A 14,842-nucleotide genomic window follows, 5' to 3' on the forward strand; every position below is an offset into this window, starting at 1 on the left:
CGGGTCAGACGCGGTAGTCGCCGAACTGGGTGCACTCGCGGTGGGTGTCGGGAGTCCGGCCGGTCAGCGCCAGGGCGTCGAGCACCACGAAGACGACGAGGACGAGCAGGAGGACGGTCATGGCTTCAGCCTCGTCCACGGGCGCCCCGACCGACAGCGGCAGGAACGACATGTAGCGTCGTTTTCCGGCCAATCCGGTGGCAGACTGGCGGACATGCTGACGACGGTGGTCGTGCCGCTGCTCCCCCGCACCGAGGCCTTCGAACTCGGTGTCGCCTGTGAGGTGTTCGGGTTCGACCGATCCGACGACGGGTTGCCCGTGTACGACTTCGGCCTCGTCGCAGGCAGCCCCCGGCCGGTCACCACCCGATTCGGGTACACGATCGACGTCCCCTACGACCTCGATCGCCTCGACGACGCGGATCTGATCGTGGTTCCGGCCGGCGGCACCGGGAGCGCCGACCGCGACGAGTCGTTCGTGTGCGGCGCCGGCGGCGACGTCGCCGATCTCGAGCCCCTGTTCGCCAAACTGCGCGCCGCGGTGGAGCGCGGCGCGCGGGTCGCGAGCCTGTGCACGGGCGCCTTCGTGCTGGGCGCGGCCGGCCTGCTCGACGATCGCCGCTGCACCACCCACTGGCGTCACGCGGCGCAGCTGGCCGCACGCTTCCCGTCCGCGAAGGTCGATCCGGATGTGCTCTACGTCGACGACGATCCGGTGTTCACCAGCGCCGGTACCGCCGCCGGTATCGACCTGTGCCTGCACATCGTCCGCAAGGAGCACGGTTCCGCCGTGGCCAACGGGATCGCGCGCCGCATGGTGGTCCCGCCGCACCGCGACGGCGGGCAGGCCCAGTACGTGGCCGCGCCGCTGCCCACGGCACCGGCCGCGACGCTCGCCCCGCTGCTGGACTGGATGGCAGGTCATCTCGACGAGGATCTACCGGTGGCGGCGCTCGCCGCGCGGGCCCACATGTCGGCGCGCACGTTCGCGCGGCGGTTCCTGGCCGAGACCGGGACGACGCCTGCCCGCTGGTTGCGCGATCAACGGGTCCTCGCCGCCCAGCGATTGCTCGAGAGCACGGACCTGCCCGTCGACGCGGTCGCCGACCGCGTCGGGTTCGGGACAGCCGCGGTCCTGCGGCAGCACTTCCTGCGTCTGCGCCGCACCACGCCGCACACCTACCGTCGCACGTTCCGCGCCGGCCCCGGCCTCGTACGGTGACCTGCCCGGTGTCGGCGCGCGGCGGGTATCCCCGCCCGGAGCGGGTACCCGGGGGAAGAAACGGTCGCGACGTGACGTTGACGCGATCAGTACCCGACCGAAAGGATCCCTGTGGCCACCCAGACTCTCACCCAGCAGAACTTCGACGACATCATCACCGGTAACGACGTGGTCCTCGTCGACTTCTGGGCCTCGTGGTGCGGGCCGTGCCGCTCCTTCGCCCCCACGTTCGAGTCGTCCTCGGAGAAGCACCCGGACGTCGTGCACGCCAAGGTCGACACCGAAGCCGAACAGGGCATCGCGGCGGCGGCGAACATCCGGTCCATCCCCACGATCATGGCGTTCCGGGAAGGCATCCTCGTGTTCAACCAGGCCGGGGCCCTCCCGCCGGCCGCGCTCGAGGACCTCGTGACCCAGGTCAAGGCTCTCGACATGGACGAGGTACGCCGGCAGATCGCCGAGCAGAACCAGAACCAGAACCAGGGCTAGCGCCGTCCCGGGCGCACGTCCCGCCGCCACCGGGCGACGGGACGTGCGCCTGCCGGTGCCGGAGTCAGTGCGCGGCGGCGTCCCAGCTGCGTCCGAACCCGACCGAGACGTCCAGCGGGACGGACAGGTCGATGACCGAGGCCATCTTGTCCCGCACCAGCTGCTGCACCTGTTCGCGCTCGTCGGCGGTCACCTCGAGCACCAGCTCGTCGTGCACCTGCAGGAGCATGCGCGAACGCAGGCCGGCCTCGCGCAGGGCCGTCTGCACGTCGATCATCGCGACCTTGATGATGTCGGCGGCGGTGCCCTGGATCGGGGCGTTGAGTGCGGCGCGTTCGGCGACCTCGCGGCGCTGCCGGTTGTCGCTGTTCAGGTCCGGCAGGTAGCGGCGGCGCCCGTAGAGGGTGGAGGTGTAGCCGTCCTTGCGGGCCTGTTCGACGACGGCGTGCAGGTAGTCGCGCACGCCGCCGAAGCGGTTGAAGTACGCCTCCATCTGTTCGCGGGCCTCGTCGGTGGAGATCTTCAGTTGCTGCGCCAGCCCGTACGCGCTGAGCCCGTACGCCAGGCCGTACGACATCGCCTTGACCCGCCGCCGCAGTTCCGGGGTGACCTCCTCGATCGGCACCCCGAAGGCCCGGGAACCGACGAAACTGTGCAGGTCCTCACCGGTGTTGAACGCCTCGATCAGGCCCTCGTCCCCGGACAGGTGCGCCATGATCCGCATCTCGATCTGGCTGTAGTCCGCGGTGAGCAGCAGGTCGTAGCCGGGGCCGACGACGAACGCGTCGCGGATGTGCCGGCCCGCCTCCGTACGCACCGGGATGTTCTGCAGATTCGGCTCGGTCGAGGACAGCCGGCCGGTGGCCGCCACGGTCTGGTTGAAGGTGGTGTGGATGCGGCCGTCGTCGGCGATGGACTTGACCAGACCGTCGACCGTGGTCTTCATCTTCATCGCTTCCCGGTGGGCGAGCAGATGTTCGAGGAACGGGTGCCCGGTCTGTTCGAACAGGTTCTGCAGCGCCTCGGCGTCGGTGGTGTACCCGGTCTTGGTCTTCTTCGTCTTGGGCATGTCCAGCTCGTCGAACAGCACCACCTGCAGTTGCTTCGGTGATCCGAGGTTGATCTGCTTGCCGATCACGTCGTACGCGGCCGCCGCGGCGGCCGCGACGTCCGCGACGAAGCCGGACTGCAGGTCCTCCAACCGTTCGGCCTCGACCGCGATGCCGGTCGCCTCGAGGTCGGCGAGCACCCCCAGCAAAGGCAGTTCCATGTCGGTCAGCAGGGCGGTGGACTCGATCCCTTCGAGTTCGGTGTCCAGCGCCGCGGCGAGATCCACCACCGCCCGGGCCTGCAGAATCGCCGACTCGGCGACCTTCGCGTCCGCGGCGTCGGCGTCGTCGAGCAGCGAGAGCTGCTGCTCCCCCGACTCCTCGACCCGCAGTTCCCGCTTGAGGTAGCGCAGGGACAGGTCGTCGAGGTTGAAGCTGCGCTGCCCGGGACGCACCAGGTACGCCGCGAGGGCGGTGTCGCTGGTGACCCCGGCCAACGTCCAGCCGCGGCCCCGCAGTGCGTGCAGAGCGGCCTTCGCCTCGTGCAGCGCCTTCGGCACCGCCGCGTCGGCCAGCCAGCCGGTCAGTGCCGTCTCGTCCTCGGGGGTGAGGGTCGTGGTGTCCACGTACGCCCCCTCGCCGTCGGCCGCCGCGATCGCCACGGCCGTGGCGTCACCGCCGTACGGAACGCAGGAGCCGAGCACGGTGATCCCGTGCCGCGCACCCGGCCCGGCGTGCTCGGCCAGCCACCCGGGGAGCGTGCCCGGCTCGAGCACACCGCCGCGCACCTCGAAACCTTCCTCGGCCTCGGGTTCGACCGAGCTGAGCGTCGCGAACAGCCGATCGCGCAGCACCTTGAATTCGAGGTCGTCGAACAGCCGGTGGATGCGGTCGCGGTCCCAGGGGGCCAGAGCCAGCTGGTCGGGGGTGTAGGGCAGGGTCATGTCCCGCACCATCTCGGTGAGCTGACGGTTGAGCAGCACGCTCGACAGGTGCGCCCGCAGGGCGTCGCCGGTCTTTCCGCGGACCTCGTCGACGCGGTCGACGAGATCGGTGAGACTGCCGAACTCGCGGATCCACTTGGCGGCGGTCTTCTCCCCCACGCCCGGGATCGACGGCAGATTGTCGCTCGGATCCCCGCGCAGCGCCGCGAAGTCGGGGTACTGCTGCGGGGTCAACCCGTACTTCTCCTCCACCGCCGCCGGCGTGAACCGGGTCAGGTCCGACACTCCGCGCCGGGGATACAGGACGGTGACGTCGTCGGTGACCAGTTGCAGGGAGTCCCGGTCGCCGGTGACGACGAGCACCCGATACCCCTGGGCTGCGGCCTGCGTGGCCAGGGTCGCGATGATGTCGTCGGCCTCGAAACCGGCCTCGGCCATCACCGGGATGCCCAGGGCCTCGAGCACGTCCTTGGTGATGTCGATCTGACCGCGGAACTCGTCGGGCGCGGAGCTGCGGTTGGCCTTGTACTCGGGGTAGGCCGTCGCCCGGAACGTGTCGCGGTTGACGTCGAACGCGGCGGCGACGTGGGTGGGCTGCTCGTCGCGCAGCAGGTTGATGAGCATCGAGGTGAACCCGTACACCGCGTTGGTGGTCTGCCCGCTGTGGGTCTTGAAGTTCTCCGCCGGCAGGGCGTAGTACGCGCGGAACGCCAGGGAATGCCCGTCGAGCAGCAACAGGGTCGGTCGGTCGCCGCCGGCGGCGGCGGGTGCGGAGGAGGTCGATGCGCGAGTCACGGTTCCTCAGTCTAGGGACCGGCTCGGACAACCCGGACCCACCGCGCCCGGTGTCCCCGGCGCGGCGCGGCGAAACAGAACAGTGCGGCGCGGCGAAACAGAACAGTGCGGCGCGGCGAAACAGAACAGTGCGGCGCGGCGAAACAGAACAGATACGCGGCGGAAATCGCAGAGCGCCGTGGAATGCGGTTGCAGCCGCTAAAGTCCGGTTCCACGACGCCGGTGCCCCGGCGGCGCGCACGACGACCCCGACGTGATCCGGAGGACCTGCGTGGCCCCATTCGTGCCGCTCCGGGAGCGATTGCCGGTTCCTCGGCTCGCCCCGATACTCCTGCTGCTGCTCGCGCTCGCCGGTCTCGGAGCCGGGACCGCCCTGGCACAGGAGCCCACGCCACCCCCGGCACCGGCCACCACCGCTCCGCAGCCGAGCGAGGGGGTGCGGGTCAGCGGCAGTCTCAACAACGCCGGAGAACGCCTCGGCGGGGTCACGGTCCGGGCCCGCGACACCACGGGCGCCGAAGTCGCCGAAGCGACCTCGGCGGCCGACGGCCGCTGGGCGATGACCGTGCCCCCCGGCACCTACACGTTCGAAGTGGACGAGCAGTCCCTTCCCGACGAGGTCAGCGTGCAGGGCACCGTGCAGCGCGACGTCGTTGCCGGCCGGGCCAACACCGTCATCTTCTCGTTCGGCGAGTCGCGTTCCGGGTTCGGCACCTCCGGGTGGGAGACGTTGATCCGCACCGTCGTCGACGGACTCCGGTTCGGCCTGGTGATCGCGATCGCCGGGGTCGGGTTGAGTCTGATCTTCGGCACCACCGGCCTGACGAACTTCGCGCACGGGGAGCTCGTGACCCTCGGCGCGGTGGCCGCGTGGATCTTCAACGTGAGCCTGGGCATCCAGCTGATCCCCGCGACGCTGCTCGCGATCGGGGTGGGCATCGTCATCGGCCTGCTCAACAACGGGCTGATCTGGGCGCCCCTGCGGCGCCGGCGCACCGGCCTGATCGCCCAGCTCGTCGTGTCGATCGGCCTCGCGATCTCGTTGCGCTACCTGATCCTCGCGCTGTTCTCCGACCGGGCCGAGGCTTTCGCCGACTACCAGGGCCAGCGACAGCTGGAATGGGGTCCGATCGCGATCACCCCGGTGAACCTGGCGTGCATCGTGGTCAGCCTCGTCGTGCTCGTCGGGGTGGCCCTGCTCGTCCAGCGCACCCGCATCGGCAAGGCCATGCGGGCGGTGGCGGACAACCGGGATCTGGCGGCGGCCTCGGGCATCGACGTCGAACGCGTCGTCCGGTTCGTGTGGGGGCTCGGCGGTGGACTCGCGGCCCTCGGTGGGGTGTTGTTCGGCCTGTCCGAGCTCGGCGGTCGTGTGCAGTGGGAGATGGGCTTCAAGTTGTTGCTGCTGATGTTCGCCGGGATCACCCTCGGCGGGCTGGGCACCGCGTACGGGGCGTTGCTGGGTTGCGTGATCGTCGGTCTGCTCGTGCAGTTGTCGACGCTGATCATCAACCCCGACCTGAAGTACATCGGTGGCCTGCTCGTGTTGATCGTCGTCCTCGTGGTCCGTCCACAGGGCATTCTCGGCAGCCGGGCCAGGGTGGGGTGAGCGCCGTGGACCTCGTTGCCGTTCTCCAGGTTTCGTTCGCCCAGTTGATCGGGCCGTCGGCGATCTTCTACGCGCTGCTCGCCATCGGGCTGAATCTGCACTTCGGGTACGCCGGACTGCTCAACTTCGGCCAGATCGGATTCGCCCTGCTCGGCGGGTACGGCGTGGGGATCATGACCGTCACCTACGACCAGCCCCTGTGGCTGGGCATCCTGGTCGGCCTGGCCGCGGCGGCCCTGCTGGCACTGGTGCTGGGCATCCCCACCCTGCGGTTGCGCGCCGACTACCTCGCCATCGTCACCATTGCCGCCTCCGAGATCCTGCGGCTGGTGTTCCGCTCCACCGCATCGGATCCGGTGACCGGCTCGACCAACGGGCTGTTCGGATTCGCCGGACCGTTCACCGAGCTCAGCCCGTTCGACTCCGGGCGGCAGTACTCGCTGCTCGGGATGCGGTTCTACGGCGACGACCTGTGGGCGATGGTCGTGGGCTGGTCCCTGGTGCTGGCCCTGTGCGGTCTGGTGTACCTGCTCAGCCACAGCCCGTGGGGGCGAGTGCTCAAGGCCGTCCGCGAGGACGAGGACGCCGCCCGGTCACTCGGCAAGAACGTGTTCGTGTACAAGATGCAGGCGCTGGTGCTCGGTGGCATGATCGGCGGGCTCGGCGGCATCTTCAACGCGCTGCAGACCAAGTCGATCAACCCCGACTTCTACTCCACCGCCCAGACGTTCTTCGCCTTCGGCGCCCTGATCCTCGGGGGCGCCGCCACCGTGTTCGGCCCCGTCCTCGGCGCGATGCTGTTCTGGTTCCTGCTCACCATTCCCGATGCCCTGCTGCGCCAAGCCATCTCGGGTCCGGACCCGCTGCTGGCCCTGTCCGAGCAGCAGGTCGGCGCGATGCGCTACATCCTCCTCGGCGTGCTCATCGCAGTCATGATGGTGTTCCGGCCCCAGGGCATCCTCGGCAACAAGCGGGAGGTGCAGCTCGATGCCTGACGCGACCCTGCCCGCGGCACAGCGTTCCGCCCTGTTCGACTCCGTGGCCCGCGAGCCCGGCGCAGCCAAACCGGATCCGGTCCTCGTGGTGGACCGGCTCTCCCGAACCTTCGGCGGCCTCCGGGCGGTCGACGTGGCGCACCTCGAGATCCAGCGCGGCTGCATCACCGGGCTGATCGGGCCGAACGGCGCCGGCAAGACCACGCTGTTCAACCTGCTCACCGGCTTCGACCGACCCGACACGGGGACCTGGAGCATGGACGGGGCGTCGCTCGGACGTCTGCATCCGCACCAGCTCGCGCGCCGCGGGATCGTGCGGACGTTCCAGCTCACCAAGGCGCTGTCGAAGATGACCGTGCTGGACAATGTGCGGCTCGGCGCGAGGGGCCAGCGGGGGGAACGGATGCTCGCAGCGTTGCTGCCGTGGACGTGGCACCGGCAGGAACGTGCCGTCACCGAACGGGCCCACGAGATGCTGGCGCGGTTCGCCCTCGACACGAAGGCCGACGACCTGGCCGGCTCCCTGTCCGGTGGGCAGCGCAAGCTCCTCGAGATGGCCCGGGCTCTGATGACGGACCCGGCGGTGGTCATGCTCGACGAGCCGATGGCCGGGGTCAATCCCGCGCTGACGCAGACCCTCCTCGGGCACATCAAGACTCTGCGCGACGACGGCACGACCGTCGTGTTCGTCGAGCACGACATGGACGTCATCCGCGACATCTCCGACTGGGTGGTGGTGATGGCGCAGGGATCGGTGATCGCCGAGGCCCCGCCGGAGCAGCTGTCCTCGAATCCGGCCGTCGTCGACGCCTACCTCGGCAGCCACCACGACCAGGTGCTCGAGTTCGACGACGAGGGCAACCCGGTCGGCGCCACGGCCGCGCTCGCCGTGGCCATGGAGGAGGCCGAGGCGCACACCCTCGAGACCGGCGGTGACCTGTCCGAACCGGACGCCACCGTCCTCGGCGACCTGCCCGACGCGACCGGACGGCCTCAGCCCGGTACCGAGCCTCCGACGCAGGAGAAGCCGTGAGCGAGACACCGCCCCCCGAACCGGCGCCGACGACCGCGGCCGAGCGCGCGGCCACCGCCGAGGAACACGCCCGCCTCGCCGAGGGGGCACTGGTGCGCGCCGACGACATCGTCGCCGGGTACTTCCCCGGCGTCGACATTCTGCGCGGCTGCAACTTCTACCTCCGCGACGGCGAGATCGTCGGCATCATCGGACCCAACGGTGCCGGCAAGTCGACCCTGCTCAAAGCGCTGTTCGGGTTGATCCCCGTGCGACGCGGCACGGTGACACTGCGCGGCGACGACATCACCGCCGCTCCGGCCCACGTCCTGGTGCGCAAGGGGCTCGGCTACGTGCCGCAGACCCGCAACGTGTTCCCGTCACTGACCATCGAGGAGAACCTCGAGATGGGAATCTATCTGCGGCCCAAGCAATTCGAACAACGGTTCGCGTTCGTCGCGGAGTTGTTCCCGCTCCTCGGTGAGCGCCGCAAGGTCAAAGCCGGGGCCCTGTCCGGCGGTGAGCGGCAGATGGTGGCGATGGGCCGGGCGCTGATGATGGATCCGTCCGTGCTGCTGCTCGACGAACCGTCGGCCGGCCTGTCGCCGATGTTCCAGGACGAGGTGTTCATCCGCTGCAAGAAGATCAACGCCGCGGGGGTGTCGATCATCATGGTGGAACAAAACGCACGCCGGTGCCTGCAGATCTGCGACCGCGGCTACGTGCTCGACCAGGGCCGCAACGCCTACACCGACACCGGACCGAACCTCATGCACGACCCGAAGGTCGTCGAGCTGTACCTCGGGACGCTCGCCGGCAGCCGGGAGCAGAAGCGCAACTGACGGTGGGCGGGCCGGGAACCGATCCGGTTCCCGGCCCGCCCACCGGCTCGTCGTCACCCACCGACCACGATGTAGTCCTCCGTGGTGAGCGTGTTGTCCGGTCCGAACACCAGGTGCCCGTACGACCCGATCCCGGGCTCGCCGGCATCGGTGAACTCGAGCCGGCCGGTGACCCCGTCGTAGTCGATGTCCTGGCCCCCGCGCAGCAGATCGACGCACTGCTGGTAGCTGGTGCACGTCGTGCCGCCCTCGGTGACGCTGTTGATGTTCGCGGCGATGTCCACGCCGGCGGTGGAACCGGCCTGTTCCGCAGCGAGCGCCGAGATCACCACGGCGTCGTAGGACTCGCCGGCATAGTTGAAGTCGATCAGCGCGGGATCGAGCGCCCGGAGCCGGTTCTGGAAGTCCGGTCCGACGTCGGTGAGCGGCGTGGTACCACTCATCGTGTCCAGCAGCCCGGGCGCGACGGCCTCACCGAGGGCATTGCCCATGTTTCCGTCCACGCCGTAGACGAGCATGCCGTCGGACGGCCCGATACCCACCTCGTGCATGCGGGTGAGGATCTTCGCGGACTCCTCGAACCCGATGAGCGCCACGGCGTCGGGACCGAAGTCCTTGATCTGGTCGACCTCGGCGTTGAAGGACTGCGCGTTGGGATCGTAGATGATCTTCTGGATCTGGTCCTCCGGCACGCCGGCCTCGACGAGGTTGTTCTGGGTGTTGGTGGCCAGGCCGGTGCCGTACGGGTCGTTGAGCGCGATGATCGACACCCGCTGGGCGCCGTCGTCCGAGATCAGCTGTGCCAGTGCCTGGGCCTGCAACACGTCGGTGGGGGCGGTACGGAAGTACAGCCCCTTGTCCGGGTAGCACACGAACTGGTCGGAGGTGTTCGCCGGCGAGAACATCACCACCCCGGCGCTGGTGATCTTGTCGATCACCTTCAACGACACCGACGACGACGCGGCGCCCACGATCACCTGGGTGCCTGCCGCGAGCTCCCGGTCCACCGTGGCGTTCGCCGTGTCGGTCGTGGTGTCGCCCGAGTCGCCGGTGATCAGTTCCACCGGCTGGTTCAGCACACCGCCGGCGGCGTTCACGTCGTCCACCGCGAGCCGTACCGCCGCAACCTCCGGGGGTCCGAGGAAGGCGAGGCTGCCGGTCTCGGGGAGCAGGGTGCCGATCTTGAGGGGTGTCGTCACCGGGGTGGCCCCGGCGGTCGCCTGCGCGGGTTCGCAGTCGGTGGTCACGGTCGTCGCCGACGCCGCGCCGTCACCGGAACCGCTCGTGGCGGAATCGTCGCTGTCCGAGCTACACCCCGCAAGGGCGAGAGACGCTGCTCCGAACACCGCAGCGGCGCGGACGAAGGTCCGTCTGGCCATCCAACTCTCCTTCGGTCGGCATGCACACCGTCTCCGGATACGTCACCGGGACGTGGCCAGAAACCTATCCGCCCCGCGCGTTCCGCGAACCCGGGCGAAATCCTTGTGACGCGACCGTTATCGAAGAATTGACACCGGCGTAACGGGGAGCTCCGTCATCCCGCCGCGGCGCCGCCCAGCGTCTCGATGACCACCTCGGCGACGTGCTTCATCGTGGTGCGCCGGTCCATCGCCGCCCGCTGGATCCAGCGGAACGCCTCGGGCTCGGTCATCGCGTGCTTGTCCATGAGCAGTCCCTTGGCACGGTCGACGAGCTTGCGGGTCTCGAACCGCTCGGTCAGCCCCGCCACCTCGCGCTCGAGTTCACGGATCTCCGCGAACCGGCTCGCCGCCACCTCGATCGCCGGAACGAGATCGGTCTTGGAGAACGGCTTGACGAGGTACGCCATGGCGCCGGCGTCGCGGGCGCGTTCGACGAGTTCACGTTGGCTGAACGCCGTGAGAATGACCACAGGGGCGATGCGCCGGGCGGCGATCTCCGAGGCGGCGTCGATACCGTCGCGCCGGGGCATCTTCACGTCCATGATGACCAGGTCGGGCTTCAGTTGCTCGGCCAGTTCGACCGCCCGCTGCCCGTCACCGGCCTCCCCGACGACCTCGTAGCCTTCCTCGCGGAGCATCTCCACCAGATCGAGCCTGATCAGCGCCTCGTCCTCGGCTACTACGACGCGCCGCGGCTGAGCGGGATTCTCGTGCGGGGCGGCTGTCATCGTCGGCCATCTCCTGTCGCTCGGGCGGCCCCCGTGGAGGGGGTGGGACGTTAGAAGGGTACCGGTGGCCGACGGCCGTCACCGATCTTCTACAGTGGTCTGCGCACGACGCCCCCGTATCCCAATTGGCAGAGGAAACGGATTCAAAACCCGTCCAGTGTGAGTTCGAGTCTCACCGGGGGCACTGTGACACTGCCGGCCTGCAGCCCGGTGGACACCGCCGGCTTCCGGCCGGGGCGCCTCCCTGCGAAAACGCTGGTAACGTGCCGACTTCGGTGAACCGTCCGTGACCGCAATCCCCACCGGCCACCGATCTCGCGGGCCACGGATGGAGATGGGAGAGGCATGAGACGCGCCCTGCTCGTCGTGACGGCGTGTGCGGCCGTGCTGCTCGCCCCGGTGCCGGGTGCGGCCGCGCAGGTGCCGGACGAGCGGATCGTGCTGCGTCCCGGTGACGGAATCACCTTCACCGCCGCCGATCCCGCGCCGGGTTGGTGCTCGGTCGGCGCGGTCGGTCACGACCGGGAAGGCCGGCTCGTCGCCGTCACCGCCGGACACTGCTGGCAGAACGGCGCCGGCGAGGTGTGGAAGGTCGGCGAGCAGAGCCACGGACCGATCGGCACCGAGACATCCGTGTACAGCCCCGGCTCGGTGGATCGATTCGGGATACCGACCGACGCGGCGCCGGACTATGCGGTCGTCCTGCTCGACGAGACCAGGGTGCGCGGGTCGAACACGTCGGCCCCGGACGCCGACGGCGAGGTCGTGGTGCTCGAGTCGATCGGCTCGCTGCCGGACGGTGACCAGGACATCGGCCGGCACTGCGCGGCCGGGCACACGACCGGGATCGCATGCGGACCGTTTCCCCTCGTCGATGCCCTGGACGTCGCCGGCACCCGGGACGTGCTGGTGAACCCGAACTCACTCGAGTCGTGGCTCGTGATGCAGCAGGGCGACTCCGGTGGTCCACTGGTCCGCACCGACACCGGCGAGTGGCTCGGCCTCGCCGTCGGCTACCGCCCCGACGACGTGCGCTTCGCGGTCTACCAGCGGGCCGACCGGATCGTCGAGGACCTCGACGCCCGGGGCGGCATCGGCGCCGGATTCACTCTCGTGTGCACCCCGTGACCAGGCGGATCGTTCTCGCGGACGCTGCCTCCGTGGCCGCGCCGTCGTCCGGCGCGGTCCCCGCGCAGACGATTCGTCGGCCGCTCTTTCCTCGTTCGTCATCTTGGGTTCATCCGGCGTCCCTACGGTCGAGGCATGTCGAACCCGATGGTCTCAGTGGGCCCGGATGCGGTGGTCGGCGCCGTGGTCCGGCTGCTCACTCCCCCGCTGTGCGAGCTGTACGCCGTGTTGATGCGCGCCGGCGTGGTGGTCGTGGTCGACGACTGACTACAGCGACGTCGGTGTCGACCGACTTCCGCCCGGTGGGTCGGGCCGAATCCGGATGGCGCAGTCGGTGAGCTGCCGGATTTCCACGTCGAGGACGGGGTCTGCGGCGGTCCACTCGAACTCGGAAGGGCGGCGCCTGGGCCTCTCCCTCAGGCGAGCCGCACACGGATCGGCACCGACCGCCACGAGCGGAGGGTGTTGTTCAGGTGCCGGTGCACCGGACCGTCGATCTCGATCGACTCGATCCGCGCGGCCAGGGCCGTCAGCAAGGCCTCCGACTCGAGACGGGCGACGTGCTGGCCGACACATTGGTGGATGCCCATCCCGAACCCGACGTGACCGGACGGGTCGCGCGTGAGGTCGAACTCCTCGGGCCGCTCCCAGCGCCGAGGGTCCCGGTTGGCCGCACCGAGGAACATCAGGATCTTGTGACCGTCGGGGACGACGGTGCCACCGATCTCGATGTCGCGGGTGGCGGTGCGGAAGAAGGTCTGCACCGGCGACTCCCAGCGCACCGCCTCGTCGAACGCGGTCCGCGCCAGCGACGGGTTCGCGCGCACCGCTTGCCACTGCTCAGGGTGGGTCGCGAACGCGTACAGCACGGCCGCCAGCCCGTTGACTGTCGTGTCGACTCCTGCCGTGAGGAGCGACCGAACGATCAGGGGTGCCTGGTCGTGGGTGATGTCACCGCGATCCGCCGCAGCCCAGATCTGCGCCCCGAAACCGCCCTCGGTCAGGACGTCGCGGGCACACTGCGCGTCGACCCAGGCCGACAACTCCCCGATCCGCGAGATACCCCGGTCGACGAGGCTGTTGGCGGGACCGAAGGCATTGAAGGTGTGGTCCCCGTACGGCAGCAGGTTCTCCCGGCCGTCGCCGGGGATACCGACGGCGTTCGGGAACACCCGCAGCGGGAACGCGGCGGCCAGATCGGTGACGGCATCGAATGCGGTTCCTCGGGCCAGGACCTCGTCGACCAGGTCTTCGGCGTCGTGGATCCAGGTGTTCCGGAGCGTACGCAGCGCGCGGGGACCGAGGATGCGGGTGAGGAGAGCACGGGGGGCATCGTGGTGCGGCGGGTCCGCCTCGAGCAACAGGCTCGGTGGCCGCCAGGGCTTCTCGTAGCGGAAGTTGCTCAGGCCCACGCCTGCGGCGGACTGGAACGACTGCCAGTCGGTGAGGGCGGCGTGCACCTGCTCGTAGCGACCCATGCCGAACACGCCGAGACGAGCGAGGCGGACGACAGGCCCGGCCTCACGGAGTTCCTCCTGGAACGGTAGGGGGTTTTCGAGGACGTCGAGGGCGAACGGGTCGGCGTCGCTGATCGGTGTTCCGGTCTGGGCGAGAGTTGTCATGACGGGTCCCTTGCTGAGGCGGGTCAGAGGTCGAGTACGAGACGGTCGGAGCAGGATCGCGAAACACAGACGAGCATGCAGTCGTCCGCCGCCCGCTCGCCGTCGTCGAGTACGGAGTCGCGGTGGTCGGGCTCTCCGGCCAGGACCGTGGTCTCACAGGTGCCGCAGGTACCTTCGCGGCACGACGAGAGCACCCCCACACCGGCTGCGCGCAACGCGTCGAGCACGCTCTGCTGCGGCGTGACGGTGACGGTGCGGCCCGACCGGGCCAGCTCGACGTCGAAGGGGCTGTCGCGGACCGGGGCCGGCTGCTCCCGGGGGACGAAGCGTTCCAGGCGCAACGCGCCCTCCGGCCAGGACGTGGCGCGGCTCGCGAGCGCGTCGAGCAGCGGTACCGGACCGCAGGCGTACACCTTCGCGCCGGCCGCCGCGGCGTCGGTGGCGGCGTCGAGGTTCAGTCGCCCCATCTCGTCCTGCGGGACGAGGGACACCCGCTCGCCGTACCGCGCGAGTTCGTCGCCGAACGCCATCGTGTCACGGGTACGGCCGCCGTAGAGGAGGTGCCAGTCGGCAGCGATCGAGTCTGCCTGCCGGATCATCGGCAGGAGGGGGGTGATGCCGATACCGCCCGCGAGGAACAGGTACCGCGACGAGGGCACCATCCGGAAGTTGTTGCGGGGACCGCCGATACCGACGAGATCGCCGACGGCCAGGTGGTCGTGGACGTATGCCGACCCGCCGCGGCCGTGCGGCTCGCGCAGCACGGCGACGCGGTAGGTGCGGGCATCCCAGCGATCGCCGCACAGCGAGTACTGGCGGGTGACTCCGTTGGGCAGCATCAGGTCGATGTGCGCGCCCGGCGCCCAGTCCGGCAGTCGCCTCCTCTCCGGATGCGCGAGCGTCAATGCGACAACACCCTGTGCCACTGGATCTTTCGCGGCGACTCGCAACACCGACTCGGCGGAAGCAGTGTGCTCGGACACGGG

Annotated in this window: 14 protein-coding genes and 1 tRNA gene; 9 read left to right on the plus strand and 6 right to left on the minus strand. The window is 69.7% G+C overall.

Annotation, left to right across the window (positions count from 1 at the left end; translation table 11 throughout):
- Positions 1–4: 4 nt before the first annotated feature.
- Positions 5–172, minus strand: a complete 168-nt coding sequence (locus ACM26Y_RS13845) for a hypothetical protein (RefSeq protein WP_416061190.1) — start codon at positions 170–172, stop codon at positions 5–7.
- 42 nt (positions 173–214) lie between these two features.
- Here ACM26Y_RS13845 and ACM26Y_RS13850 point away from each other — a divergent pair, with 42 nt between their 5' ends.
- Together ACM26Y_RS13850 and trxA are read left to right on the plus strand one after the other, a co-directional pair.
- Positions 215–1,222: a GlxA family transcriptional regulator gene (locus ACM26Y_RS13850; protein ID WP_289379682.1), complete on the plus strand. Its 1,008-nt coding sequence runs from the start codon at positions 215–217 to the stop codon at positions 1,220–1,222.
- Between the two features lie 111 nt (positions 1,223–1,333).
- Positions 1,334–1,711, plus strand: a complete 378-nt coding sequence (gene trxA / locus ACM26Y_RS13855) for a thioredoxin (protein WP_054374837.1) — start codon at positions 1,334–1,336, stop codon at positions 1,709–1,711.
- A 64-nt stretch (positions 1,712–1,775) separates the two neighbouring features.
- Here the strand turns inward: trxA and polA are convergent, their stop codons facing one another.
- The gene (polA, locus tag ACM26Y_RS13860; protein WP_416061191.1) at positions 1,776–4,499 is read right to left on the minus strand and encodes a DNA polymerase I; all 2,724 of its coding nucleotides are present in this window, start codon (positions 4,497–4,499) and stop codon (positions 1,776–1,778) included.
- Between the two features lie 271 nt (positions 4,500–4,770).
- Here polA and ACM26Y_RS13865 point away from each other — a divergent pair, with 271 nt between their 5' ends.
- Genes ACM26Y_RS13865 through ACM26Y_RS13880 form a run of 4 tightly spaced genes read left to right on the plus strand, consistent with a single transcriptional unit; the run spans position 4,771 to position 8,957 of the window.
- Positions 4,771–6,108, plus strand: a complete 1,338-nt coding sequence (locus ACM26Y_RS13865) for a branched-chain amino acid ABC transporter permease (RefSeq protein WP_289379720.1) — start codon at positions 4,771–4,773, stop codon at positions 6,106–6,108.
- A 5-nt stretch (positions 6,109–6,113) separates the two neighbouring features.
- On the plus strand, positions 6,114–7,103 hold the full coding sequence (locus ACM26Y_RS13870) for a branched-chain amino acid ABC transporter permease (RefSeq protein ID WP_040783286.1): 990 nt from the start codon (positions 6,114–6,116) through the stop codon (positions 7,101–7,103).
- On the plus strand, positions 7,096–8,136 hold the full coding sequence (locus ACM26Y_RS13875) for an ATP-binding cassette domain-containing protein (protein ID WP_054374839.1): 1,041 nt from the start codon (positions 7,096–7,098) through the stop codon (positions 8,134–8,136). The genes ACM26Y_RS13870 and ACM26Y_RS13875 overlap by 8 nt, the downstream gene beginning before the upstream one ends.
- Entirely contained in the window at positions 8,133–8,957 is an 825-nt protein-coding gene (locus ACM26Y_RS13880) for an ABC transporter ATP-binding protein (RefSeq protein WP_003937897.1), read from the plus strand. The genes ACM26Y_RS13875 and ACM26Y_RS13880 overlap by 4 nt, the downstream gene beginning before the upstream one ends.
- A gap of 53 nt (positions 8,958–9,010) precedes the next feature.
- On the opposite strand, the gene ACM26Y_RS13885 is transcribed toward ACM26Y_RS13880, so the two are convergent.
- Positions 9,011–10,336 (minus strand): ABC transporter substrate-binding protein, encoded by a 1,326-nt coding sequence (locus tag ACM26Y_RS13885; protein WP_003937896.1) that lies wholly within the window; start codon positions 10,334–10,336, stop codon positions 9,011–9,013.
- Positions 10,337–10,491: 155 nt separating this feature from the next.
- Positions 10,492–11,106, minus strand: a complete 615-nt coding sequence (locus ACM26Y_RS13890; protein ID WP_003937895.1) for an ANTAR domain-containing response regulator — start codon at positions 11,104–11,106, stop codon at positions 10,492–10,494.
- Between the two features lie 110 nt (positions 11,107–11,216).
- On the opposite strand from ACM26Y_RS13890, the gene ACM26Y_RS13895 reads away from it, so the two are divergent.
- The 3 genes from ACM26Y_RS13895 to ACM26Y_RS13905 all read left to right on the plus strand — a co-directional run bounded on the left by ACM26Y_RS13895 (position 11,217) and on the right by ACM26Y_RS13905 (position 12,501).
- A tRNA-Leu gene (locus ACM26Y_RS13895) sits at positions 11,217–11,290 on the plus strand.
- A 161-nt stretch (positions 11,291–11,451) separates the two neighbouring features.
- On the plus strand, positions 11,452–12,234 hold the full coding sequence (locus tag ACM26Y_RS13900) for a serine protease (RefSeq protein ID WP_416061192.1): 783 nt from the start codon (positions 11,452–11,454) through the stop codon (positions 12,232–12,234).
- 135 nt (positions 12,235–12,369) lie between these two features.
- Positions 12,370–12,501, plus strand: a complete 132-nt coding sequence (locus ACM26Y_RS13905) for a hypothetical protein (protein WP_268744401.1) — start codon at positions 12,370–12,372, stop codon at positions 12,499–12,501.
- A 149-nt stretch (positions 12,502–12,650) separates the two neighbouring features.
- On the opposite strand, the gene ACM26Y_RS13910 is transcribed toward ACM26Y_RS13905, so the two are convergent.
- Positions 12,651–13,856, minus strand: a complete 1,206-nt coding sequence (locus ACM26Y_RS13910; RefSeq protein WP_054374841.1) for a cytochrome P450 — start codon at positions 13,854–13,856, stop codon at positions 12,651–12,653.
- 23 nt (positions 13,857–13,879) lie between these two features.
- A complete protein-coding gene (locus tag ACM26Y_RS13915; protein WP_040783282.1) occupies positions 13,880–14,695 on the minus strand; it encodes a PDR/VanB family oxidoreductase in 816 nt (271 codons plus the stop codon).
- Positions 14,696–14,842 lie beyond the last annotated feature (147 nt).

This window comes from Rhodococcus indonesiensis, from assembly GCF_047782815.1.
In the GTDB taxonomy this organism is placed as follows: Bacteria; Actinomycetota; Actinomycetes; order Mycobacteriales; family Mycobacteriaceae; genus Rhodococcus; species Rhodococcus indonesiensis.

Excerpts from the sequence above, each read along its gene's own strand:
- ACM26Y_RS13850 (WP_289379682.1), top strand. The coding sequence starts at position 215 with ATGCTGACGACGGTGGTCGTGCCGCTGCTCCCCCGCACCGAGGCCTTC.
- ACM26Y_RS13875 (WP_054374839.1), top strand. The coding sequence starts at position 7,096 with ATGCCTGACGCGACCCTGCCCGCGGCACAGCGTTCCGCCCTGTTCGAC.
- ACM26Y_RS13915 (WP_040783282.1), bottom strand. The coding sequence starts at position 14,695 with ATGCTGCCCAACGGAGTCACCCGCCAGTACTCGCTGTGCGGCGATCGC.
- ACM26Y_RS13890 (WP_003937895.1), bottom strand. The coding sequence starts at position 11,106 with ATGACAGCCGCCCCGCACGAGAATCCCGCTCAGCCGCGGCGCGTCGTA.
- ACM26Y_RS13900 (WP_416061192.1), top strand. The coding sequence starts at position 11,452 with ATGAGACGCGCCCTGCTCGTCGTGACGGCGTGTGCGGCCGTGCTGCTC.
- ACM26Y_RS13910 (WP_054374841.1), bottom strand. The coding sequence starts at position 13,856 with ATGACAACTCTCGCCCAGACCGGAACACCGATCAGCGACGCCGACCCG.
- ACM26Y_RS13845 (WP_416061190.1), bottom strand. The coding sequence starts at position 172 with ATGTCGTTCCTGCCGCTGTCGGTCGGGGCGCCCGTGGACGAGGCTGAA.
- ACM26Y_RS13885 (WP_003937896.1), bottom strand. The coding sequence starts at position 10,336 with ATGGCCAGACGGACCTTCGTCCGCGCCGCTGCGGTGTTCGGAGCAGCG.
- ACM26Y_RS13905 (WP_268744401.1), top strand. The coding sequence starts at position 12,370 with ATGTCGAACCCGATGGTCTCAGTGGGCCCGGATGCGGTGGTCGGCGCC.